The sequence below is a fragment of the Haloactinopolyspora alba genome, assembly GCF_003014555.1.
In the GTDB taxonomy this organism is placed as follows: Bacteria; Actinomycetota; Actinomycetes; order Jiangellales; family Jiangellaceae; genus Haloactinopolyspora; species Haloactinopolyspora alba.
The window spans coordinates 159,835-179,534 of record NZ_PYGE01000001.1; the positions used below are offsets into that span (position 1 = coordinate 159,835).

Sequence of the window (19,700 nt, forward strand, 5' to 3'; positions counted from 1 at the left end):
GACCCCGGGTACGGGGCGCCGTATACCTGTTGGGTGGCCACGTCCGCGCACACATCAGCCCGCGGAACGCAAAGAGGCCGGTGAGGACGCGTGAATCCGCATCCGTCACCGGCCCTGAACATTTCGGGCGGCTATCCGACAGGTGGCTCCTGCCCGGACGTGGCGGAGTGCAGCCGGGCGGCCTTGGTGACGGCGGCGGTGAGGGCTTGGGCGATGTCGGTGGCGCGGGTGGTGTTCAGCTTCAGCGCGAGGTCGTCGCTGCGGGCGGTGGTCGAGGTCAGCTCGACCCGGATGGGCTCGCCGGGCCGGTCGCGCTGCACGAGGTTCACACCGAGGTGCCCGTCCTCGCGCACGGCACCAGGCACGGTGTACAGGTATTGGCGGTGGGTCGGGTGTGGGCCGGTCTCGTCGCACCAGCCGATCGGGCACGCGATGTCGTGGTCGAGGACCGTCTCCGGCCGGGCGGGACTTGCCGTGGTGGTGAGCATCAAGGGCCTCCCTGTCAGTAGATCGGTGGTGCCCAGCCCGCGTAGGGCAGCTTCCAGGCGCCGTCGGTGAATTCGGTGGTGTCGACGATGTAGACGCCGCCTTGGCGTCCGGTCTGTTCGTCGAGGATGTCGTTGCTGATGGCCTTGCCGTTGCCGAGGTAGACGGCGACGTGGCCCCAGGGTTGGTTGGTGTAGAACAGCAGCGCACCCGGTGGTGGCGGGGAGCCGTCGGTGACGGCGACGCCGGAGGCGGTGTAGGCCTGCCACTGGTCGAGCGCGGAGATGTGCCCGGAGTGCGCGTGCCCGTGCACCCGTGCGGCGAGCTGTGCGCAGAGGAGGTAGTAGCTGGTGGCGCCGTAGAACGGGTCCGGCAGCCCGGCCTCGCTGGCGTCGGCGAACGCCTGCGCCCGCGCTCGTAGCGCGGCTGGGTCGTCGACGAGCGGCGGTGGGTCCTCTCCTACCGGCTTGTCGGGCTCCCCGTCGTCCGGGTCGCAGCCGTTGTCCGGCGGCGGGGTGCCGGTGATGTCGGCGAGCCACGTCCAGGCGTCGTCTTCCCACTTGGCGTACGCGTCCGGATAGGCACTGACCTGCACCGCCTGCGCGGCCTCGGTGAGGGGCATGTTCTGCCAGCCGGGAATGTCGAGCAGCCCGGGCTGCTCACCGGCGCCGCCGGTGTAGAAGAACTTCGCCGCGGTCGGTGGGTGGGTGCGTTCGCCGAAGCTGCCCCAGGGTTCGCGTTGCTGGAACAGCCCGACCGAGTCCCGGTCGCCGTGGTCGAGGTTACGCAGCATCGACTCCTGCGCCGCGGTCGCCAACGCCACTGCCAGACCGAACTCCGGCACGTCGTGCCGCTCGCCCACGGCGACGATGGTGCGTGCGTGCGCGGACTGGTGCTCGTCCAGCTCGGCGACCGGCGCCGTGTCGTCCGGTGGGCACGGCTGGTCTTCCTGCGCGCCGCCGCGGCCGGCGCCGGCGAACACCAGCCCGACCGCGGCCATACCGACCACGGCGAACGGAAACCCGACAGCGAGTTTCTTCATCAGCTGCCCCCAGACTCGTCCCGGCGGGTCAGGTCCGGGCCACCACGCTCAGCTGACGGAGGTGGAGACGACGGTGCAGACGGTGCCGGACCGCTGCCGGCGGCGCCCTGCGAGGAGCCCGACGCCGGCGACGGCGTAGGCCCGGCCGGCGCCAGCACGCGGGGCTCAGCACCGCCACCAGCCGCCGCCGTCCCGTTCCCCGTGGCGCCGGCACCCGAGGTGCCGTTCCCTGCGGTCGCCGTTCCAGTGGCGCCGGACGCGCCCGAGGACGATGCACCGGCCCCGGACGTGGCCGGTTCGGCGCGGTTCGACGTCGGCCCCGTGGGGCTCGTGGCCGCGTCGTCACGAGACGAGGCACCCGCCGCCCCGCCGCCCCCGGCCGCGGCACCAGCGGCTCCACCCGCAGTCCCGGAAGCTGCGGCTGGATCGGGCTGCGGTGTCGAGCGCTGCCCGCCACCGGACGAGCCTCCCGACCCGCCACCAGAGCTGCTGCCGCCGGAGCCACCGGCGCCACCGCCTCCGCTGCGGGCGTTCATGATCTGTGCGGGGTTCGCGCGTCCGGCGACCTCACGCCCACGGCTGGCCGCCGCCGTCCCCGCGCCGTGCAGGGATCCCGCTTCGATCTCGTCGCCGAGGAAGCTCATGAACTTGAAACACGCCACCGGCACGAGCGCGGCGAGCAGCAACATCAGGGTGGAGGTGAGCAGCACACCCACGATCCCGGCGCCGTCGTCACCGAAGCTGAGGCTTTCCAGGCCGGACACGCCGAGCCCGAACACGATCATCACGGCGAGCTTGGTGAAGATCAGCGCGACGACGAGACTGACCCATTTCTTGAACCAGCCATGGGTCTTCTCCCACGCCAGCCCCATGATCGCCAACGGGCCCAGGACGACGGCGATGTCGAGCAGCATGGTGCGCACCAGCAGCGCCGCGAACACCGCGAGCGAACCGAACACCAGGAAGATCCCGAACACGATGAACCCGAACGCACCCGCCACGATCGACCCGCCACCGAGCAGGGCATAGTTCGCTTCCTGGCCGGGGACGGCGTCAGCACTTTCCAGCACGCTGGACAGGACCGTGGTGAACCGGTCCCCGACGCCGTCGAGGTCGCCGAACGTGATCGCGGTCAGATCCTCCGACAGGCCGTCCACGGCGGTGGTGAGCAGGTGGATGATCGGCAGCGACGCGGCCGTGCCGAGCACCGCCGTGCCGGCCAGCGCGACCGACTTCCCGATGCCGGCGGTGCTGCGGTTGCGCAGCATCACCGTCATGACCTGGATGGCCAGGAACCCGACGGTGATCGGCAACGCGATCCCGAACACGCGCCCGGCCCACTCGTAGACGAACCCGGCGTCGGTGTGCGGGCTCGTGGTGGTGGTGATGAGGTTCCAGATCCACGACATCAGTGACATCGCGAACCCGAAGATCGCGCCTGCTGCGGCGGTGACCATGTCCTTGAACCAGCCGCTGGGGCCTTCGAGGATGGTGCAGCCACTCCCGACGACGGGGACGTCGCACACATCGAACATCGGTGTCATCGGATGACCTCCTGCGGGATGCTCACCAGCGCACACGTCCCGCCGTCCGGGCAGTAGGCGATGACCGTGATCAGCCGCGGCGTCGACGACGTCGCCGGTTTGCCGTTCTCGCCGACGAACCTGGTGGTCTGGGTGCCCGCCACGGTTCGGACCGCGTACCCGTCCGGGATCTCGTCACGTGCACCGTCGACCGCGTCCGGCTCCCACACATGCTCGACGGTGAACGTGTTCACCTGGCCGTGGTCACGCTGGCGCAGCCACTGATACTCATCCGGCAACGCCGAGGTGATGACCGGTTCGACCCGGTCGCGAGACTCGCCCACCGCCTCGTCGGTAACCTCACCCAGCAACACGGCCAGGTAGTCATCACGGGCGTGATCGCGCGGGTTCGTGCCCAGCACAATCCGCGCGATACTCGCCGCGTACTCCTCCGGCGACGACGTATCCGCTGGGCGCTTCAACCGCGACCCGGGGCCGGTCGTCGCCGACGGCTCCGGCGACGACGACCGGCTCGGCGCAGGTGTCGGGTCCGGCCCCGTCGGCGCACCACTCGTCCGTGCGGCCTTGCCCGGCGCGTCGTCACCGGTAGGGCTTCCGGCAGTCGGCCCGTCGCTGAGCCAGCCCAACACCAGCACCACAAGCAGCGCGGCGGCGCCTGCGCCGACCCCCCACTTGGCAGTCCCCGACTGTTCCGTCCACCGTTGCCGAACGCCGTTCATCGCATGCCTCCCAGTCAGTCGAATCCGTCTCACTGGGTGGGTGGGCCGAACCGCGCACACGAGGCCGCGGCGCGTGATGATCTGTTCGTCCCATGACCTGATCTAGATGGGCCGACCTGGTGTGCCGGTATTTCCGCGCTGCCGTGTCGTGGATTGCCGGTATTTCGTGCACGCGGCGGCGACGGTAGGCGGTGCTCGGACGGGCGTATTCGACGCATCAGCGTTCGGCCCTACAGTGGCCCCCGCGCCGCTCGTAGACGTGACCTATGCACCGGACGTCGCCGAGTCGACGCTGCGCGAGCTGGGGTCAGTGCTGCCGCACCTGGTGTCCGAGGCCGTGAAATGTCCGGAAGAGCCCTACGACGGGAACCTGCAGCCCGGTGACGTCGAGATCCGGTTCCGGGCACTGGGCCCGTTGGATCGCAGCGGCCTGAATGTGGTGATCGAGATCAAGTCCAAGTGGTTCCAGAGCAGGGCCGCCAACCAGCAGGAACGCGTCAACAAGCTGCGCGAGGCCATCCGGTCAGCGACCAGATTGAGTGGCTTCGGCGTGTACCTATCACTGCCGCTGGCCGCGTGGGCACAGGACCCCTGACGAGCTTCGCTCCGGTACCGCGACCGTCCGCTGGACGGGGCCATTCGGAGGCAAATGACCTACGTCGCGTCGGGGTTTCGCGCAGCGGCGCGGGCGCGGCTGATCGTCTCCGGCGACGCCGGTGGTGCAGCGCGGCAGTCCGGGCAGCGTGCGGCCTGTTGGAGCGGATGGATCCCGCACGGATCCCCCGGAGTCGGTGTGGGTCGCCAGCGCTGCGGGTCTCGCTGAACCGAGGTGAGCACATACGCGGACGGGCGTTTCACTCTTGCCGCGGCGGCGTCGAGGATCGACTTCGCGATCTCGGTGCCCTCATCGACGGTGAGCCCGGGGCGTTGCAGGGTGTCGCGGAGCTTGTCGATGAGTCCGGCGGCCACGGCAGCAGGATCGTTGACGTCCCCGACGGCCGGAGCCGGATCCGGGCTCACATCCTCACCGCGACGGCTGGTCCGGGGTTGCTGTGCGCGAGATTCGTCTCGTGCGAGGTGGGCGGGGAGGGTGAGTTCGTAGCGAGCGCCGTATCGGCGTTGCTGGCCCCGCCGCGGACGTCCTCCGCCGTGGGTCAGGCGTTTCAGATAACCGGCGGCGACGAGGCGCCGTAGCTGGGTCCGCACGTGACGCACCGACCGGCGGCACATCGTGGCGATGCGCTTCTCCCCGGCGAACATGCGGGTGCCGTCGACGGCAGCGAAATGGGCACATGCCAGCGCGACGTGGTGTGCGGCCGCAGTCAGGTTGTCGACCTCACCGAGGGCCCGTTGCCAGGCGAACTTGCCCGTCCGGATCAGGTCACGCAGGTGACACTCGTCGCGCCACGACGGGTAGCCCCAGATCACCCCGGTGGCTACGCTGTGATCGTTGGACACTCGTGCTGTCCAATCGTTGGGTTGGAGCCCCCGTGGCAGCGAGGGCTTCGACATGTTCAGGCGGCGCTGAGCGCAAATTCCGACTCGCGTGCCCGGGTGGCCTGCCGGAACGGGGACGCGAACCGCGCGAACCGCGCGGCGGCCGCGCGGTCGATCGATGCCCACGGCAGTTCGCCACGCTCCGGTGCCTGGCGCAGCGCCAGCCACGCCGAGCTCGCCGGGCCGCCCCTGCGGGTACCGATCAGCAGTTCGAGCAACGCGCGGCGCTGATCACGATCGAGCCCGTCCAGGCGAGTGGACTGGTAGACCTCGGTGTGCGCATGTGAGCGGCGCACCGTGGACAGCACATCCAGCACCGCGCTGATCGCGTCGTCGGTCGCCGCTGCCGGCGCGCCCGCGGCGACAAGTTGGTCACGCAGCTCCCGCAACGCGGCATCCCACCCGCCCGTCCACGCAGGCACTGCGGCGCCGGCCGTCGGGTCCTGCGTCGGATCACCCACGTGGTCCGTCGGTGGGTGGTCGACGCCCAGGCGCGTGGCCGTGTGCGCCTCGACGCGCCGCTCGGTACGGGTCGACTCGCGGGCGCGGCGTTCCGACACCCCAAGTTCATCACCCAGCTCGGCCGCTCGGGCCTGGCGGCGCATCACCGTGTGCAGCACGGCCCACGGTGACCGCGCGCCTGCGACATAGGCGGCGTGCTGCGCGAGGTACTCCCAGCCGAGTCCGACCAGATGCGGCACCCGGTGCGCGTCCCGGACGTCGGAACGCTGCCGATTCACCAGTGCCGACGCCTTGTCCCACAGCGCCGAGATGACCACCCGACCCAACGGCCCATCCCAGCCGCCTTCCTGTGGCATCCGGGCTAGAGCCTGCCGCAGACCGTCGTCAGTGCGCACGTCGAAGATCACGACGCACCTCCACCAGCCACCCCATGCCGAGGCAGCAGCAACGCGCGACCGCGCCGCGCCTGCATCGCCTCCAACGCCAGACCGAGGAAGCGATCCCCCAGGCCCAGCACGTCAGTCAGGTCGATCGCCGTGTGCCGACCACCGCTCCACAGGTTCCGCCCCAGAGCGAGCAGGACCCGCTCCCCCGACGACCAGGTGCCCTCGGCCAGAATCGCGGCCCAGTCGATCGCCTCGTGTTCGTCGTCGACGTGCGACCACACCCGCCAGTCATCAGCGAACAGCGGATCGCACAGAATCGCGACCGCCGAGGCCGCCTCACCGTCACCGTCCACGGCGCGACGGGCCAGCCACCAGTCCGGTCGCTCAACGCCCGCCACGGAGCCGTCGGCGCTCCTAGAATCAGACATGCCGAACCTCCCTGCTGAGGTTTGGAAGGCGCGGGGGCGAACGGTTGGTAGCCAGTGGCGCCCCCGCGCCGGCTAAGAAACTTTGTGTAGCGCTACGCGCTATTGATCAGGCGGCACTCGACGGGATCACGTAGTCGGCAGCGTCTACCGCCGCCTGCGTCGACGTCGCCGCATCGACCATCGCGTCCAACGCCTTCGCCGGCACGATCAACCGGCCCCGGATCTTCACCGCCGGGAACTCCCCATCGGCGATCGCCCGGTACACCGTCATCGTCGACATCCCGAACATCCGCGCCACCTCCGCGACGGAGTAGAACCGTCGCCGTTCCGGGGCATCGGAACTCTCCACGTGAGCTGTCAGCATCCGTCCCACCGGTCCACTCCCATCACTGAGCCAACAGATGACTCTAGGTTACATAGTGAACCTAGGTTCATCAACTGTCTCGTGTCTCCTCAAGGCGTCGTACGGAATCCCGAACCGCTAACCTCGTCGCATGAAGGTGCGTGACGAGGACCCGCGGCCGCGGTACGTGCAGGTCGCCGACGACCTACGTCACTCCATAACGACCGGGGCGCTGACAGCCGGCGAGAAACTGCCCGCGGCGCGTGAGCTTGCCGAAGAGTATGGCGTCGCACCGATGACGGCGCAGAAGGCGGTCGACGTCCTCAAGTCCGAAGGGGTCCTGTACGGCGCGGTCGGGCGCGGCACTTTCGTGCGAGCAGCTGCCTCGTCGGACGACAGCGCCGAGCCCAGCGCCGACTTCACCGCACTGATGGCGGAGATCGAGCAACTACGAGCTGCTGTCCGCGAGCAGATGGGCCAACTCGACCAGCGGCTCACCAAACTGGAGGACGAGGTCCATCGGCCTCGGCAGCAAGACTCGTGACTCGCTCACGCAGGTCCGCGGCTGTGCTCTCGATCTCTTCAGCCAGCATCCGAAGTTCGGCTCGAATGCGCCGCTGTTCGGAGTCGGACAACACTCGCCACACCTCCTTACTTGTCCACTCGACGATCTCGAGGGCAACTACCGCCAACTACGCTTGGTAGCGAATCACGCTCGACACCTCGCTGTGCGTAGTGAACGCACCACAGGGTGGTGAAAGCGGTGAAAGCTGTCGGCCGCGCAGGGGTGGGCAATGGTGCAGGGACGTACCCGCAATGACCAATTGGCCGCGTTGATCGACGAAGCGCGCTGGTCACACGGACAGGCAGCATCGGCGCTCGTCCGTGTCGCTCTCGAGAACGGCGCCGATGAGCTCGCCGGCGTCGGGCGTTCGCACGTATCGCATTGGGTCCGCGGGACGCGTCCGTCTGGCCGAAGCAGTGTATTGCTATGTGAAGCTCTATCCCGCAGACTGGGTCGCGTCGTCAGTCTCGAGGACGCCGGACTGGGTACCGATCAGCAGACTTCGGAACTGACCGCCGACTGGCACACCGATACGCTGACTGCACTGGCCGCCCTCGGGAGCGTCGACTTGGACATGGACCGCAGACGGGCACTGAGCGCGCTGACCTACGGCGTCGCCGCCGCAGCGCTGCCCAGTGACGGCTGGTGGGGACAGATGGCCGAGCGCGGGCGGCACCGGAACACGTCGGGCGGCAGAGTCGGCCGCGGTGACGTCGACGCCGTTCAGGACATGGTCGCCATGTTCTCCCAGATGGACCAACGCCGCGGCGGCGGTCACGCGCGCGCCACCGTCGTTCAATACCTGTCGTCGGACGTTGCCAAGCACCTCACCGGCACGTTCCACGACGATCAAGTGCGGCGGGACATGTTCTCGGCAGCCAGCGAACTCGCCTACCTGTCGGGCTGGATGGCCTTCGACAACAGTGAGCACGCCACCGCCCAGCAGTACTTCAGCGTCGCCACCAAACTCGCCGCCGAAGCCGGCGACGCGCCCATGGCCGGGCACATCCTCCGGGCCATGGCCCACCAGGCCGTCGACCTCGGACACCCATCCCGAGCGTTGAAGATCGCCAACGCATCCGTGGACGGTCCCCGCTACGTAGAAGCCAGCCCACGCGAACGTGCACTCCTCGGCGTCGTCCACGCTCGAGCCCTCGCCGCCCACGGCGACAAGAACAAAGCCGTCGCGGCCCTGAATCGAGCAGAATCGGACCTCGGCGCAGCTGGACCAGGCGACAACGAACCTCGCCGTGTGTTCTTCTTCTCCGAGGCCAGCCTGGCCCACGAAACCGCCTGCACCCTCCGCGACATCGGCGACCTCGACGGCGCCGTACGAGAGTTCCGCCGCAGCGTCCGCACCCGCCAAGCCAGCACGTTCACGCGCACACACGCCGTCACCCTCGGCTACCTCGGCTCTGTCCAGGTCGAGCAGGGCAACCTCGACAACGGGTGCGCCACCTGGTCACAAGCGCTGGACATCATGGACGGCATCCGTTCGGGCCGCACCCGTCAGACCGCCCGCGACATGCGCGCCGCACTCTCCCCATTTCGCCGGCGCCACGTCCGCGCAGCCGAAGAACTCGACGCGAGAGCAGCCGCCTACCTCGACACCACAGGCGGACTGTCGACACGCTGACATCGATAGAGTCGCAGAGCCCACACCACCTCAGCCGAACCCGCACCGGAGGACGACCATGCCCGAAACGTTCGACGTCGTACCCGTCGCCCACGTCGTCGGGGGACGCACCGAACCCACCGACGACTACTGGGGCGGCACCCGCGCGATCGTGCGCATCGACAACGCCCGATTCACCACAGACGCCACCAAAGGGCTGGACGCGTTCTCCCATCTCGAGCTCGTCTTCCGCTTCCACCTCACCGACCAGTCCGACCTCAACCTCGGAGCCCGCCGACCCCGCAACAACCCCCACTGGCCCGAAGTCGGCACATTCGGACACCGCAACATGCGCCGACTCAACTGGCTCGGCGTCTCCCGCTGCCACCTGCTCAAAGTCGACGGACTCGACCTGCACGTCGAAGACCTCGACGCCGTCGACGGCACCCCCGTGCTCGACATCAAGCCCTGGTTCACCGAGATGGGACCCCGCGGCGAGATCCACCAGCCCGAATGGACAACCACCATGCTCCGCGACTACTACGAACCGCCCGAGGTGTGACACTCGCTGCTGGGGAGCGACCGTGAGCTACGGCGATTCCCGTCAGGTCCCGCGGTCCTATCGAGCGCCGGCCGCCGCAGCTGTGTCGGCGTGATCCGGGTCAGATTCGGACTCGTGTGGGTCGTCGGCGGTGAGCTGGTGGGCGCGCTGGTACGACACTCCGAGGACGGTGCCGATGTCGCGCACCGTCAACCCGGCCTCTCGCAGTGATCGGGCCGCCGTGCGCACTTCTTTCGCTGCTCCGGAGTTCGCGCGCGCCGCGGCCTCGCGGAGTTCGGCTGCATGCGTGAGGTGGTCCTCGACATCGTCCGGCAGAACCGGACGGACCTCGACCTCGACCTGGCTCTCGTCGACGCCGGCGACGAAGGCGATCGCCTCGCGGTGCACCTCCGCCGCCTGGGCCAGCCGCGCCACCTGTGAGATCGCACCGGGATACTGATCGCACTGTACGACCCACCACTTGCCGCTACGGGTCGCGGTGGCCGTGTACGTGGTCATCGCTTCCACCATCCCTTCCCGAGCGCCGGCTCGAGCTGCTTGTACAGCGCCTCAACCGCACCCTCGGCGACCTCGCTGTGCCGTCCGATGGTCGTACGCACCGTGCCGACCAACAGCCTCGTATGGTTGCCGCCCTCGGTGACCTCGAACTGCACGCCGGCCTCCTTCGCGGCACGGCGGATCTTCTTGATGACTGCCGTCCGCTTCACCAGCGTAGTCCACCCTCCGCTAGACAGATCAAGTCAAGACCGCCCTTTCACGTGTAGGCGCCCTATTGGTCACGAGTCGGCGCCGTGTCACCGCACGGCCCAGCGCGGGTCGTAGTCCGGATGCGCGGCATAGGCCGTGGCCGCGATCCGCAACAGGTCCTCGTCACGCTGCGAGAGCCGCCCGTCACCGCGCGGCCAGCCGAGAACCCGATCGATCAGCCGGGCGAGCGCCCGACTACTGGGGTCGTTACCGTCGTCGGCCTCGACGCTGCGCGCCACGAGGAACGCCACCAACGGATACCGCCGCGCCAACGCGTCACGCCCACCGGGTCCGACCGCCCGGTCCCGAGCGTCAATGACCATGTCCGCGACATCCGGTGGCAGACCACAGATCGGGCACGCCTCACCGCGCTGGAACGCCCAAGCCACACTCCGAGCGTCTCCGTCGCAGCCAGGGCACACATACTCGAACCCCTCGTCACCATCGTCCCGGTCTCCGCCAGCCCCGTAAGCGTCCTCGCTACGCTCACGCAGCTGCCGCAACGAATTCACCGCGCGCCCATGCTTCTCCACAACGCCGTCGCGAAGATCGTCGACCACGTCGAAGACATGTTCCACAAGTTCATGATCAGGAATGCTCTCGGACTGGGTAGAGTCCTGCATTGGGTTCGCCTCCTGCTGGTTCAGGGTGGTGGATCAAGTCCCTGCCCGGAGTTGCCGCTCCGGGCAGGGGCGCTACCGCTACTACGTCGCCGCTCCTCTCGGCGCTCGGCGCGATACAGACGTCGGACTACCGGCCACGCGCCTACGCGGATGACCGCCTCATATATGTGGGTGCGGAGCAGCGCGCACACGCGCGCGCCCGCAGTGATCACAGACGTCAAGGCTCGCCGACGGGGGCGACCAGACTTACGCGGTTGCCGCGACGTATGTGGTCACGACAGTGGCGTGACCGGCACGACGGACGACGAGCTCGTACTCGTCGATCGCGGCCAGCTCCGCACTGTCACGCTTCACCGCACCGACTAACAGCCGGTGCAGGACCGTAGCGTCGGCCGGGTCCGCGCTGGTCCGCAACGTCGCCACCGTCGCTCCCAGCTTGCGAACCTCTAGGTCCACCGGTTGTACGCCATCACCCGTCGCACCGGGAGGCTCTGTTTCGACGTTTGTCTGCTCCGTGACTGGCTCTTGTGGCTCCGTGTCGGCGCGCGGTTGCACGAGTGTCGGCCGTCCGGTCGCGACTCGCACCAGGCCCCACTCTTCGAGTAGTCGCACCGCGCGTTGCGCCGTGGACACCGACACGTCATGATCACGCGCCAACTGCTTGACCGACGGAATCGGCATACCGATCGCCAATTCACCGGCGTAGATGCGGTCCCGAAGGTCGACGGCGATCTTCTCGTACGGGTTGCTCGCCTCGAACTCCTGCCGCTCCGGCAGAGCCGCACGGGCAGGCCGTTCGGGCATGCGGGTGGCGATCTCACCGGCAGCACGTTGGTCTGCTTCCGACACCCACGCGGTGTAGGAACGCAGCGTCGTCGTACCGCCGCTGCCGTGCCCAAGACGCCCGGCGACCGTGCGGATGTTCACACCCGCGGCGATCAGCTCGGTCGCGTTGTAATGGCGAAGCTTGTGCAACGTGGTGCGGATCCCGAGCCGCCGCGCGAGCTTGCCGTAGCGCTGGGTCACCGAGTCAGGGATCCGCGGCTCCGACCCGTCAGGCTTGAGCGAGAACACGTAGGCGTCCTGACTCAACTCCATCCCCAACGCGGCCATGCGGGCCACCCAGCGGTCCCGATGTTCACCCAGAAGCTCGACGGTAGCTTCGTCAAGGACCACCCGCCGGTCCGCGTGGCTCTTGGTGTCCTTCTCCCACCGCCGGCGTCCGAGCTGCCCGATGCTCCGTGACAGATGCAGGACCCGGTTCGGCAAGTCGATGTCCTCCCACCGGATCGCACACAACTCACCCCGACGGTAGCCAGTCACCATCGTCAGCCAGACGAGCATGCCCCAATCGGCGTCGCTGTCCCATGCGGCCGTCACGATTCGTGCGGCCTCCTCCGGCGACGGCGGGTCCGGATTCGACCGCGCCGGAGCAGGTGGCTCCGCCGTCGACGCCGGATTCACACTGATCCACTTCCACCTCTGAGCACGCCGGAACGCCCCGCTCAGAATCATGTGAACCTGTCGAATAGTCGACTCGCCGAGTGGACGACACTCGTGCCGCCGGCAGCGCTCGTCACAGTCGTGCTCACGCAACGTCCGGTGATCGACGAGAGCCTTCCTACCCGAGCAGTGCTCCCGGCAACGACGCATCTCGTAATACAGCGAGTCGAGGATCTCCGCGTCGATCTTGCCGACCTTCTCCTTGCCGACGAACGGCAGCACATGCTTCTTCAGATAGCCCCGGTACGTCCCCTCCGTGCTCGGCTCCAGCTTGTTCTCCCGCAGGTGCCGTTCGAGGAGCTGGGACACCGTCGCGTTCGTTCGCGGGTTGCGTCTCTCATTCATCTCGTTGAGCATCCGAACGCGCGCCGCCTCGGCTTCTTTGGCGGCTTTCGGACCTGCAGGCACCACTTCGACGAGGTCGTAGCGCTTCTTGGTGACGGGATCCACGCCCGCGTATACACGCACGCGGAGGGCGCCGCTGGGCAACAAATCGATGCTGCCTTGCTGCCTGCTTCGGCGCTTTCCCTCGGACGTCACAGGGGTACGCTATCGCGATTTCGCGTCACAGTCCGTGTCATGACGGGATGAACGGACTCATGAAGCTGGGCCAAGCTGGTCAAGAATGCTGGTCAGGAGGGTGGGCCCCCGGGGGATCGAACCCCGAACCCGCGGATTAAAAGTCCGCTGCTCTGCCGTTGAGCTAGAGGCCCGGCTGGCGAATGCTCGACCGCTCGAACGGTCTGAACGCATGCGCCCTGCACGCCGCGGATGCCGCCACGCTGGAACCGGCTCGACATCCACACCGCCCCGTTAGGGTATCCGCACTGCAGCGACGGCTCCCAATCGGCACGAGGAGGTGCGCCGCATGCTCAGTGTCCAGGTGCGCCGCGTCTACGACGAACCACAGTCCGACGACGGTCTGCGCGTCCTGGTCGACGGCGTGTGGCCGCGCGGTATCGCCAAGCAGCGGCTGGCGCACGACGAGTGGCTCCGCGACCTCGCGCCGTCCTCTGACCTGCGCCGGTGGTTCGGCCACGATCGGTCGAAGTTCGCCGAGTTCCGCCGCCGATACCGGACCGAGCTGGACACCGCCACCGCACGCCAGACGCTGGACCGACTGCGAGCAACCACGACCACCGTCACGCTGCTCACCGCCACCAAGGACGTCCAACACAGCCATGCCGCCGTCCTGGCCGAGTTGCTCGAGAACGGCCAACCCGACGAAGGCGGCGACCCGGCGTGCTGGCTGGCCGGAGTGTGCCCGGAGTGTGGCCGTTTCGTCCCGGACGAGCCGCCGACGACGTGCCCCGGTTGCGGCACGCGGATCACCCAGGACTGACCCGGCTCAGCCGTGCAGCACGGGCCGCAGCCGTTCGGCCAGCCATTCCGGCAGCGCCGTGCTGGCGGGGACGGCCCCGTTGTGGTGGAAAAATCCGTGGATCATGCCGGGGAACCGGCGCGCGACGACGTCCACGCCGTCGGCGGCCAGCCGCGACGCGTAGTGTTCGCCGTCGTCGCGGGCCGGGTCGTACTCGGCCGTGGCGATGACGGTGAACGGCAGCCCGGCCAGTATTCGCGCGCGCAACGGTGCCGCGTACGGGTGTGACCCCGCGAACGCCGTGGGCAGGTACTCGTGCCAGGCCTGCTGCATCGCGGCCCTGGTCAACGCGTAGCCGGTCGCGTAGCGCAGCGCACTCTCGGTGGCGCACGACGGCTCCAGCGGCGGGTAGAGCAGGACCTGCGCCGCCAGCGGCACACCGACGGCCAGGTCGCGCACGGCCAACGCGGCTGCGGCCGCGAGATTGCCGCCGGCGCTGTCGCCTCCGACCACGACCCTGGAGAGGTCGACTCCCAGCCGGTCCGCCGACGACGCCAGGTGGGCCAGTACCGCCAGCATGTCGTCCACGGGCGCCGGGAAGCGTGACTCCGGCGCCAGCCGGTAGTCGACGCTCGCGACCACGGCCTCGAGGCGGTGCGCGAGATTCTTGAGCGGCGTGTCCCAGGTGTCGAGGTCGCCACGTGTCCAGCCGCCGGCGTGTGCCCACACGACGACGGGCGCGGGCGCGGCAACACCGTCCGGGGAGTAGAGACGGACGCCGACCGGCTCACCCGCCGACGGCGCCTCGATGTCGCGGACCGACACCGCCTCGGCCGCGTCACCCTGCAACGCCGCGACGCGGCGGATCGCGGCCCGCGACTCGTCCAGCGTGAGTGTCTCCAGCGGCGGGGCGTCGGCCTGCGCCGCCAGCAGCGATTCGACGTCCGGATCGAGCGTCATCGGTGGCCTCCTTCGGTGCTGCCGGACGTCGCGCCGAGGTGGATGCCGACGTGCCGGAACGGTTCGCCGCCGGGGACGGACATGACGTACTGGGCCAACGCGCCCATGCTGGTCACGACGGGGTGGGTGAACGCCGGCGCGGCGGTCCAGGGGACCCGGGAGAGCTCGTCGAGCAGCGCGTCGCGGACCGTGTCGAAGCGGTGCAGGAGCTGATCACCGGAGATCTCGCGTCCGGCGGCCACCCCCGCCCGGTTCAGCTCGACCCCGGCGGGCGGAATCTCCCAGCGCGGGTCGAGACTCCAGTGCATCCGGCCGGACCGCGCCTCGGTGAGCACGGCGAGATTGATCTCGTCCCACATCAGGATGTGCGCGACGAGGTCACCCAGCGAATCGCAGAAATGCCCCAGCGGCCCGTCGCCGACCCGGTAGGGCGCGAACAGCTGGTCGTCGGGCAGGTCCCTGACCAGGTCGGTCAGCAGGTCGTGGTCGTCAGCGGCGCGTCGGACGGCCTCGTCGGCCGCGACGGTGTCGTCGTTCGATGTCACGCCGGTGAACCTACGGCCGCGGCGTCCGGGATGTCCGATGACTGCCGGCCTCCGGCAGCCTTCCGCCGGCGACTCACCAGCCTCGCGGTGTCAGCGGCGCAGCACGTCCAGCAGATCCGGGCCCAGCCCGGTGATCACGCGCTCGTCCAGGCTGTACCGGACGTAGTGACCGGCGCGTTCGCTGTGCACCAGCCCGACCGCACGCAACGCCGACAGGTGCTTGGTGACCGTCGACTCCGCCATCCCCCACAGCCGGGCGATCTCGCGCGCCGAACGCGGCTCGACGGCGATGGCCCGGCACACCTCCAGCCGTGCCGGGTGGGCGAGCACGTTCAGCCGGCGCAACGTCGATCGGCTGCCGGCGGCGCTCGCGGGCGACGGGACGGGGTAGTGCACGACGACGGGACGGCCCGGTTCGTCGGCCACGTAGAGATGCCCGCTACCCAGGACGGTCGGGACGAGGACGAGCCCTCGCCCGGCGACGGCGAGCCGCTTGTTCTGCACCTTGTCGACGACGATCCGACCGGCGGCGGCGTCGACCCGCACGGCCGGCGACAACCTCGACAGCGCACGGCTCCAGCCGTCCCGGTCACGCATCGCCGAGCGCGCGCTCGCCTCCTCGCCGAGCCGTGGCGCGGCGCTGCCCCACTCGCGGGCGAAGAACGACGTCCACGCCTGGTCCAGCAGGTCGGCGAACGCGTCGCGGGCGGCTTCCGGCTCGTCCAGCACCAAGGTGACCGTGCGCCGCGCACGAGGGCCGCGGGCACGGGCCAGACTCCGCACGTGCGCCCGCACCGTGGCGTCGCCGACATCGCCCGCACGACCGCGCCGGCGGGCCAGCGGCCGCAGCACCGACGCGGCGAAGTCCTTCGGCGGCATCCGCCGGATCCACGCCACCTGCTCGCTCCAGCCGGACCCGGTGACCAGGGTTGGGTCCGCCAGCAGCGCGGCGCGCACGGCGGAAACCGCGAACGACCAGTCCGCCAGAGCGTCCGTGACGCCGGCTGGCAGCTTCGCCCAGACCTGGGCGGCCCAGTCGGCATGCTCCGGGTGGTGGTCGGCGACGAGGACGTGCCACGCCGATCCGAACTCGGCCAGCGGCGACGTGCTGATACGCACATCCGTGTCCGTAGCGCCGGTCATGTCGAGCGAGATCGGCATAAGGCCACGATATTCGAGCGCAGCGGCGGTCCCATCCGACACGACCGCGTCTGGGCACGGGCTGCCAGCGATCTGTCAGGACTTTGTCAGTGGGTGCCGGTTGAATGGGTTCCGGTACCGGACGCCGGAACCGGCAGCACCGGCCGGGTCGGCGTTCGGTCCCGCGACCATGAAGGAGACGCCACACCCATGACTACGCTTCCCACACTGGACACCGCCGCGCTGACACAGCTGCGCACCATGTTCGACACCCGCTTGATCGCGCCGGAGGACCCCGGCTACGACGCAGCGCGCACCGTTTTCCCGGGCGACGTCGACCATCGCCCGTCCGCCATCCTCCGCCCCCGTGACGCCGCGGACGTCGCGCAGGCACTGTCCGTCGTCCGCGAGACCGGCGCCGAGGTCTCCGTGCGCAGCGGCGGGCACAGCCTCGCCGGGCACGGCGTCAGCGACGGCGGCATCACCCTCGATCTCGCCGAGATGAAAGACCTCGACATCGACGTGGACGCCCGCACGGCTTGGGCCGGAGCCGGGCTCACCGCCGGCGAGTACACCAATGCGGTGGGCGAACACGGGCTGGCCACCGGGTTCGGCGACACCGGAGTCGTCGGCATCGGCGGCATCACTCTCGGTGGCGGTGTCGGTTTCCTTTCCCGGCGGTACGGGCTGACCATCGACGATCTACTCGCGGCCGAGATCGTCACGGCCGACGGCTCCATCCTGCACGTCGACGCCGACAACCATCCGGACCTGTTCTGGGCCATCCGCGGTGGCGGCGGCAACTTCGGCGTGGTCACCCGGTTCCGGTACCGGCTGCACGAGGTACCGACGGTGGTCGGCGGCATGATGCTGCTGCCGGCGACGGCCGATGTCCTGCGCGGAGTGCTGGCGGCGGCCGCGGAAGCCCCGGATGAGCTCTCGCTGATCATCAACACGATGCTCGCGCCGCCGATGCCGTTCATCCCCGCCGACCAGCACGGCCAACCGGTCGTCCTGCTGCTGGCCTGCTACGCCGGGCCGGACGACGACGGCCAGCGCGCTCTCGCGCCGTTCCGCGCCGTCGCCACGCCGGTCGCGGACATGATCCAGTCGATCCCCTACTCCGGCATGTTCCCACCTGGGGAGGGCGAGGACTTCCACCCGACGGCGGCGAGCCGCACCTTCTACGCGGACGACATCGCCGCCGACACCGTCGACACGATCATCGACCGCATCTCCTCGTCGGCCGGCAGTATGCGGGCGGTCCAGATCCGGCCGCTCGGCGGCGCCATCGACCGTGTTGCCAACGACGCCACCGCGTACGCGCACCGCGGCCGCCGGTACATGATGAACATCACGTCGTTCTACGACGGCGCGGACGACTACGCCGCTCAGGAAGCCTGGGTGGACGACCTGACCTCGGCCCTGCGCAACGGCGCCGACGGCGCGTACGCCAACTTCCTCGGCCACGACGGCACCGACCGCGTCCGCGAGGCGTATCCGGGCGGGACGTTAGACCGTCTCGCCGAGGTGAAGAGCCACTACGACCCGACGAACCTGTTCCGGCTCAACCACAACATCCCGCCGGCACCGTAACCGGGCCGACGGTGCCGGCAGAGCCGCCCGACCCCTGTATCGGGCCGGGCGGCTCGCTGCCCGGTGGACCGCGGTGGTCACAGTCGCCGCGGTCGGCCGGTCAATGTGGGCGCGGCCGGCCGCGGTGGAACTCACGGCGGCACTCGGTGAGATCCACCCCCACCGTCTCGCCCAGGTGGACGTTGACGGCGCTGGTCTGCAGCACCGTCCCGTCCGGCCGTTCACATGTGAGCGTCCACGGCTCCTCGTAGAACTCCGTCTGCCCACCCTTGATGCCGTCGGCCTGATACGCCGGCACCGGCCGGTACGAGGGGTTGACCGCCCAGCTGAACTTGCCGTTGCGGCTGGCGACGTCGAGCTCGGAGCTCAGTGTGGTGGTGAACGACGCCGGTTCGGTGCTGCCATCCGGCTGCTCGAAGGGGCTGGTGTACATGTCGAACGACTTCGTCACGCGCAGCACCGCGTCCTTCGGCGCGTGTCCCTCGATCGTCGCGTGCTGGCCCGGTTCCGCCGTGGTCTCGAGAGCCTCGACCATGGCGTCCCGATGCGACGGGTACGGGTCGACGACCTGGGTCTCGAAGGTCCGTTCCACGCCCTCGTCGGGGCACGTCTCGGTGGTGACGGACAGCGCGCGGGTGGCGTAGTACGCCCAGTCGATGGCCTCGCCGGTGGTCTCGTAGTCCTCGGCGGACGGCATCGCCTCGTACGTCGGTCCGTAGTGCGCGGCGATCGACGACGCCAGGTCGTGCAGCCGCCCGGTGTCCTGGGCCGGGCCGGCCTCGAGCTGCAGCGGCGGGTACAGCACGACCTGAATGCACGTGTGCTGGGTGTTGAACACCGTGGCCTGCCGCGTCGAGAGCAGCCACTCGATGTTCCTCGTCTCGGGCTCCGACCAGGGCGCCGCACCTGCGGTCGCTATCGGCAGCCACCCGAGCCCGTAGTTGCGGTTCATGTCGACGTCGGTGTCGGTGTGCCGCCGGCCGCGGACGAAGCCGTCCACGTTCACGATCGGCACGATCACCACCCGAGCACGGTCCAGCAGATCGGCGAAGACGGGGTCGTCGGCGTTCTCGACCAGGTCGACGGCGAACTCCATGGTCAGCTCGCCACTCGGGAACTCGTCGCCGTGATGCATGCCCACGTCGACGAACACCGGCTTGCCCTGGTCGGTGTGCACGTCGCGGGTGATCTCCAGGCCGCGGACCTCCCGGCCGGAACTGGTCCGGTACGGCAGTGTGATCGGCTTGACCAGGTTCGGATGCTCGGCCGCCAGTTCGGCCATGTCCTCGTGATAGTCCGTGAGGGAGCGGTAGCCGGTACCGCCGCTGGGTAGGTCGGAATCGGCCGGACCGGACTCGACCGGACCGGACTCGGCGGGCGCCGCGCCGGACGGGCTGTCGGCCGCGGCCGGCGCGGCCAGGCCGAGCGCCGCCGCGAGTCCGAGCGAGCCCACGAGCACCGGCACGGCTGCCGGCACCGGCTTCATACGAGTTCGAAGAGCTGGACGGTGGGTGCGTTTCATCTGCGTCCTCCTCGCAGGCACGTGCACGGCTCCCCGTCGCCGTCGTCGGAGCGTCAGAGGGTGATCTTCGCACCATGGCGACAGATTCCGCTGG

The 19,700-nt window shown here is 69.4% G+C and carries 22 protein-coding genes and 1 tRNA gene; 6 read left to right on the plus strand and 17 right to left on the minus strand.

Translation table 11 applies throughout. From position 1 onward, the window contains the following. Positions 1–131 precede the first annotated feature (131 nt). From CLV30_RS00700 to CLV30_RS25825, 4 genes are read right to left on the minus strand one after another with little or no spacing between them, the layout of a single operon-like run. The gene (locus tag CLV30_RS00700; protein ID WP_106535264.1) at positions 132–488 is read right to left on the minus strand and encodes a hypothetical protein; all 357 of its coding nucleotides are present in this window, start codon (positions 486–488) and stop codon (positions 132–134) included. A gap of 14 nt (positions 489–502) precedes the next feature. Continuing rightward, the gene (locus CLV30_RS26850; RefSeq protein ID WP_205740413.1) at positions 503–1,528 is read right to left on the minus strand and encodes a C40 family peptidase; all 1,026 of its coding nucleotides are present in this window, start codon (positions 1,526–1,528) and stop codon (positions 503–505) included. Then, complete coding sequence (locus CLV30_RS00710) at positions 1,528–3,072, minus strand: type IV secretion system protein (RefSeq protein WP_106535265.1); 1,545 nt, start codon at positions 3,070–3,072, stop codon at positions 1,528–1,530. The genes CLV30_RS26850 and CLV30_RS00710 overlap by 1 nt, the downstream gene beginning before the upstream one ends. Continuing rightward, positions 3,069–3,791 carry a hypothetical protein gene (locus CLV30_RS25825; protein WP_129710805.1) on the minus strand — a complete coding sequence of 241 codons (723 nt, stop codon included), beginning with the start codon at positions 3,789–3,791 and terminating at the stop codon, positions 3,069–3,071. Before CLV30_RS25825 ends, CLV30_RS00710 begins: the two co-directional genes overlap by 4 nt. Positions 3,792–4,050: 259 nt before the next feature. On the opposite strand from CLV30_RS25825, the gene CLV30_RS00720 reads away from it, so the two are divergent. Then, positions 4,051–4,386: a hypothetical protein gene (locus tag CLV30_RS00720; RefSeq protein ID WP_205740345.1), complete on the plus strand. Its 336-nt coding sequence runs from the start codon at positions 4,051–4,053 to the stop codon at positions 4,384–4,386. Between the two features lie 59 nt (positions 4,387–4,445). Here CLV30_RS00720 and CLV30_RS00725 read toward each other — a convergent pair whose 3' ends face one another. The 4 genes from CLV30_RS00725 to CLV30_RS00745 form a co-directional block, all read right to left on the minus strand. Continuing rightward, positions 4,446–5,249, minus strand: coding sequence for a hypothetical protein (locus tag CLV30_RS00725; protein ID WP_106535268.1), 804 nt, complete (start codon positions 5,247–5,249; stop codon positions 4,446–4,448). 56 nt (positions 5,250–5,305) lie between these two features. After that, on the minus strand, positions 5,306–6,157 hold the full coding sequence (locus CLV30_RS26190) for a hypothetical protein (protein ID WP_165358390.1): 852 nt from the start codon (positions 6,155–6,157) through the stop codon (positions 5,306–5,308). Beyond that, entirely contained in the window at positions 6,154–6,564 is a 411-nt protein-coding gene (locus CLV30_RS00740; RefSeq protein WP_129710806.1) for a hypothetical protein, read from the minus strand. Before CLV30_RS00740 ends, CLV30_RS26190 begins: the two co-directional genes overlap by 4 nt. 106 nt (positions 6,565–6,670) lie before the next feature. Then, positions 6,671–6,913 carry a helix-turn-helix domain-containing protein gene (locus CLV30_RS00745; RefSeq protein WP_205740346.1) on the minus strand — a complete coding sequence of 81 codons (243 nt, stop codon included), beginning with the start codon at positions 6,911–6,913 and terminating at the stop codon, positions 6,671–6,673. Between the two features lie 145 nt (positions 6,914–7,058). Between CLV30_RS00745 and CLV30_RS00750 the strand changes: the two genes are divergently transcribed. From CLV30_RS00750 to CLV30_RS00760, 3 genes are all read left to right on the plus strand, one after another. After that, entirely contained in the window at positions 7,059–7,451 is a 393-nt protein-coding gene (locus CLV30_RS00750; protein WP_106535273.1) for a GntR family transcriptional regulator, read from the plus strand. Between the two features lie 250 nt (positions 7,452–7,701). Continuing rightward, a complete protein-coding gene (locus CLV30_RS00755) occupies positions 7,702–9,108 on the plus strand; it encodes an NsdA family TPR-like regulatory protein (protein WP_106535274.1) in 1,407 nt (468 codons plus the stop codon). Positions 9,109–9,166: 58 nt separating this feature from the next. Continuing rightward, on the plus strand, positions 9,167–9,649 hold the full coding sequence (locus CLV30_RS00760) for an SAM-dependent methyltransferase (protein ID WP_106535275.1): 483 nt from the start codon (positions 9,167–9,169) through the stop codon (positions 9,647–9,649). A gap of 57 nt (positions 9,650–9,706) precedes the next feature. Here CLV30_RS00760 and CLV30_RS00765 read toward each other — a convergent pair whose 3' ends face one another. The 5 genes from CLV30_RS00765 to CLV30_RS00785 form a co-directional block, all read right to left on the minus strand. Continuing rightward, positions 9,707–10,147, minus strand: coding sequence for a hypothetical protein (locus CLV30_RS00765; RefSeq protein WP_106535276.1), 441 nt, complete (start codon positions 10,145–10,147; stop codon positions 9,707–9,709). Next, positions 10,144–10,356, minus strand: coding sequence for a hypothetical protein (locus CLV30_RS00770; protein ID WP_106535277.1), 213 nt, complete (start codon positions 10,354–10,356; stop codon positions 10,144–10,146). The genes CLV30_RS00765 and CLV30_RS00770 overlap by 4 nt, the downstream gene beginning before the upstream one ends. A gap of 87 nt (positions 10,357–10,443) precedes the next feature. Further along, a complete protein-coding gene (locus tag CLV30_RS00775) occupies positions 10,444–10,719 on the minus strand; it encodes a hypothetical protein (protein WP_106535278.1) in 276 nt (91 codons plus the stop codon). Positions 10,720–11,265: 546 nt separating this feature from the next. Further along, on the minus strand, positions 11,266–13,062 hold the full coding sequence (locus CLV30_RS00780; protein ID WP_205740347.1) for a tyrosine-type recombinase/integrase: 1,797 nt from the start codon (positions 13,060–13,062) through the stop codon (positions 11,266–11,268). Positions 13,063–13,163: 101 nt separating this feature from the next. Beyond that, positions 13,164–13,235 (minus strand) — tRNA-Lys (locus CLV30_RS00785). Positions 13,236–13,390: 155 nt separating this feature from the next. On the opposite strand from CLV30_RS00785, the gene CLV30_RS00790 reads away from it, so the two are divergent. After that, positions 13,391–13,864, plus strand: a complete 474-nt coding sequence (locus tag CLV30_RS00790) for a DUF488 family protein, N3 subclade (RefSeq protein WP_106535280.1) — start codon at positions 13,391–13,393, stop codon at positions 13,862–13,864. Positions 13,865–13,870: 6 nt separating this feature from the next. On the opposite strand, the gene CLV30_RS00795 is transcribed toward CLV30_RS00790, so the two are convergent. The 3 genes from CLV30_RS00795 to CLV30_RS00805 form a co-directional block, all read right to left on the minus strand. Then, a complete protein-coding gene (locus CLV30_RS00795) occupies positions 13,871–14,803 on the minus strand; it encodes an alpha/beta hydrolase (protein ID WP_106535281.1) in 933 nt (310 codons plus the stop codon). Further along, positions 14,800–15,348: a DinB family protein gene (locus tag CLV30_RS00800; protein ID WP_165358391.1), complete on the minus strand. Its 549-nt coding sequence runs from the start codon at positions 15,346–15,348 to the stop codon at positions 14,800–14,802. The genes CLV30_RS00795 and CLV30_RS00800 overlap by 4 nt, the downstream gene beginning before the upstream one ends. Positions 15,349–15,438: 90 nt before the next feature. Continuing rightward, complete coding sequence (locus CLV30_RS00805; protein WP_106535283.1) at positions 15,439–16,509, minus strand: ArsR/SmtB family transcription factor; 1,071 nt, start codon at positions 16,507–16,509, stop codon at positions 15,439–15,441. Positions 16,510–16,698: 189 nt separating this feature from the next. Here CLV30_RS00805 and CLV30_RS00810 point away from each other — a divergent pair, with 189 nt between their 5' ends. Further along, on the plus strand, positions 16,699–18,084 hold the full coding sequence (locus CLV30_RS00810) for an FAD-binding oxidoreductase (protein ID WP_106535284.1): 1,386 nt from the start codon (positions 16,699–16,701) through the stop codon (positions 18,082–18,084). 100 nt (positions 18,085–18,184) lie between these two features. Here CLV30_RS00810 and CLV30_RS00815 read toward each other — a convergent pair whose 3' ends face one another. After that, on the minus strand, positions 18,185–19,561 hold the full coding sequence (locus CLV30_RS00815) for a zinc carboxypeptidase (protein ID WP_165358392.1): 1,377 nt from the start codon (positions 19,559–19,561) through the stop codon (positions 18,185–18,187). Positions 19,562–19,700 lie beyond the last annotated feature (139 nt).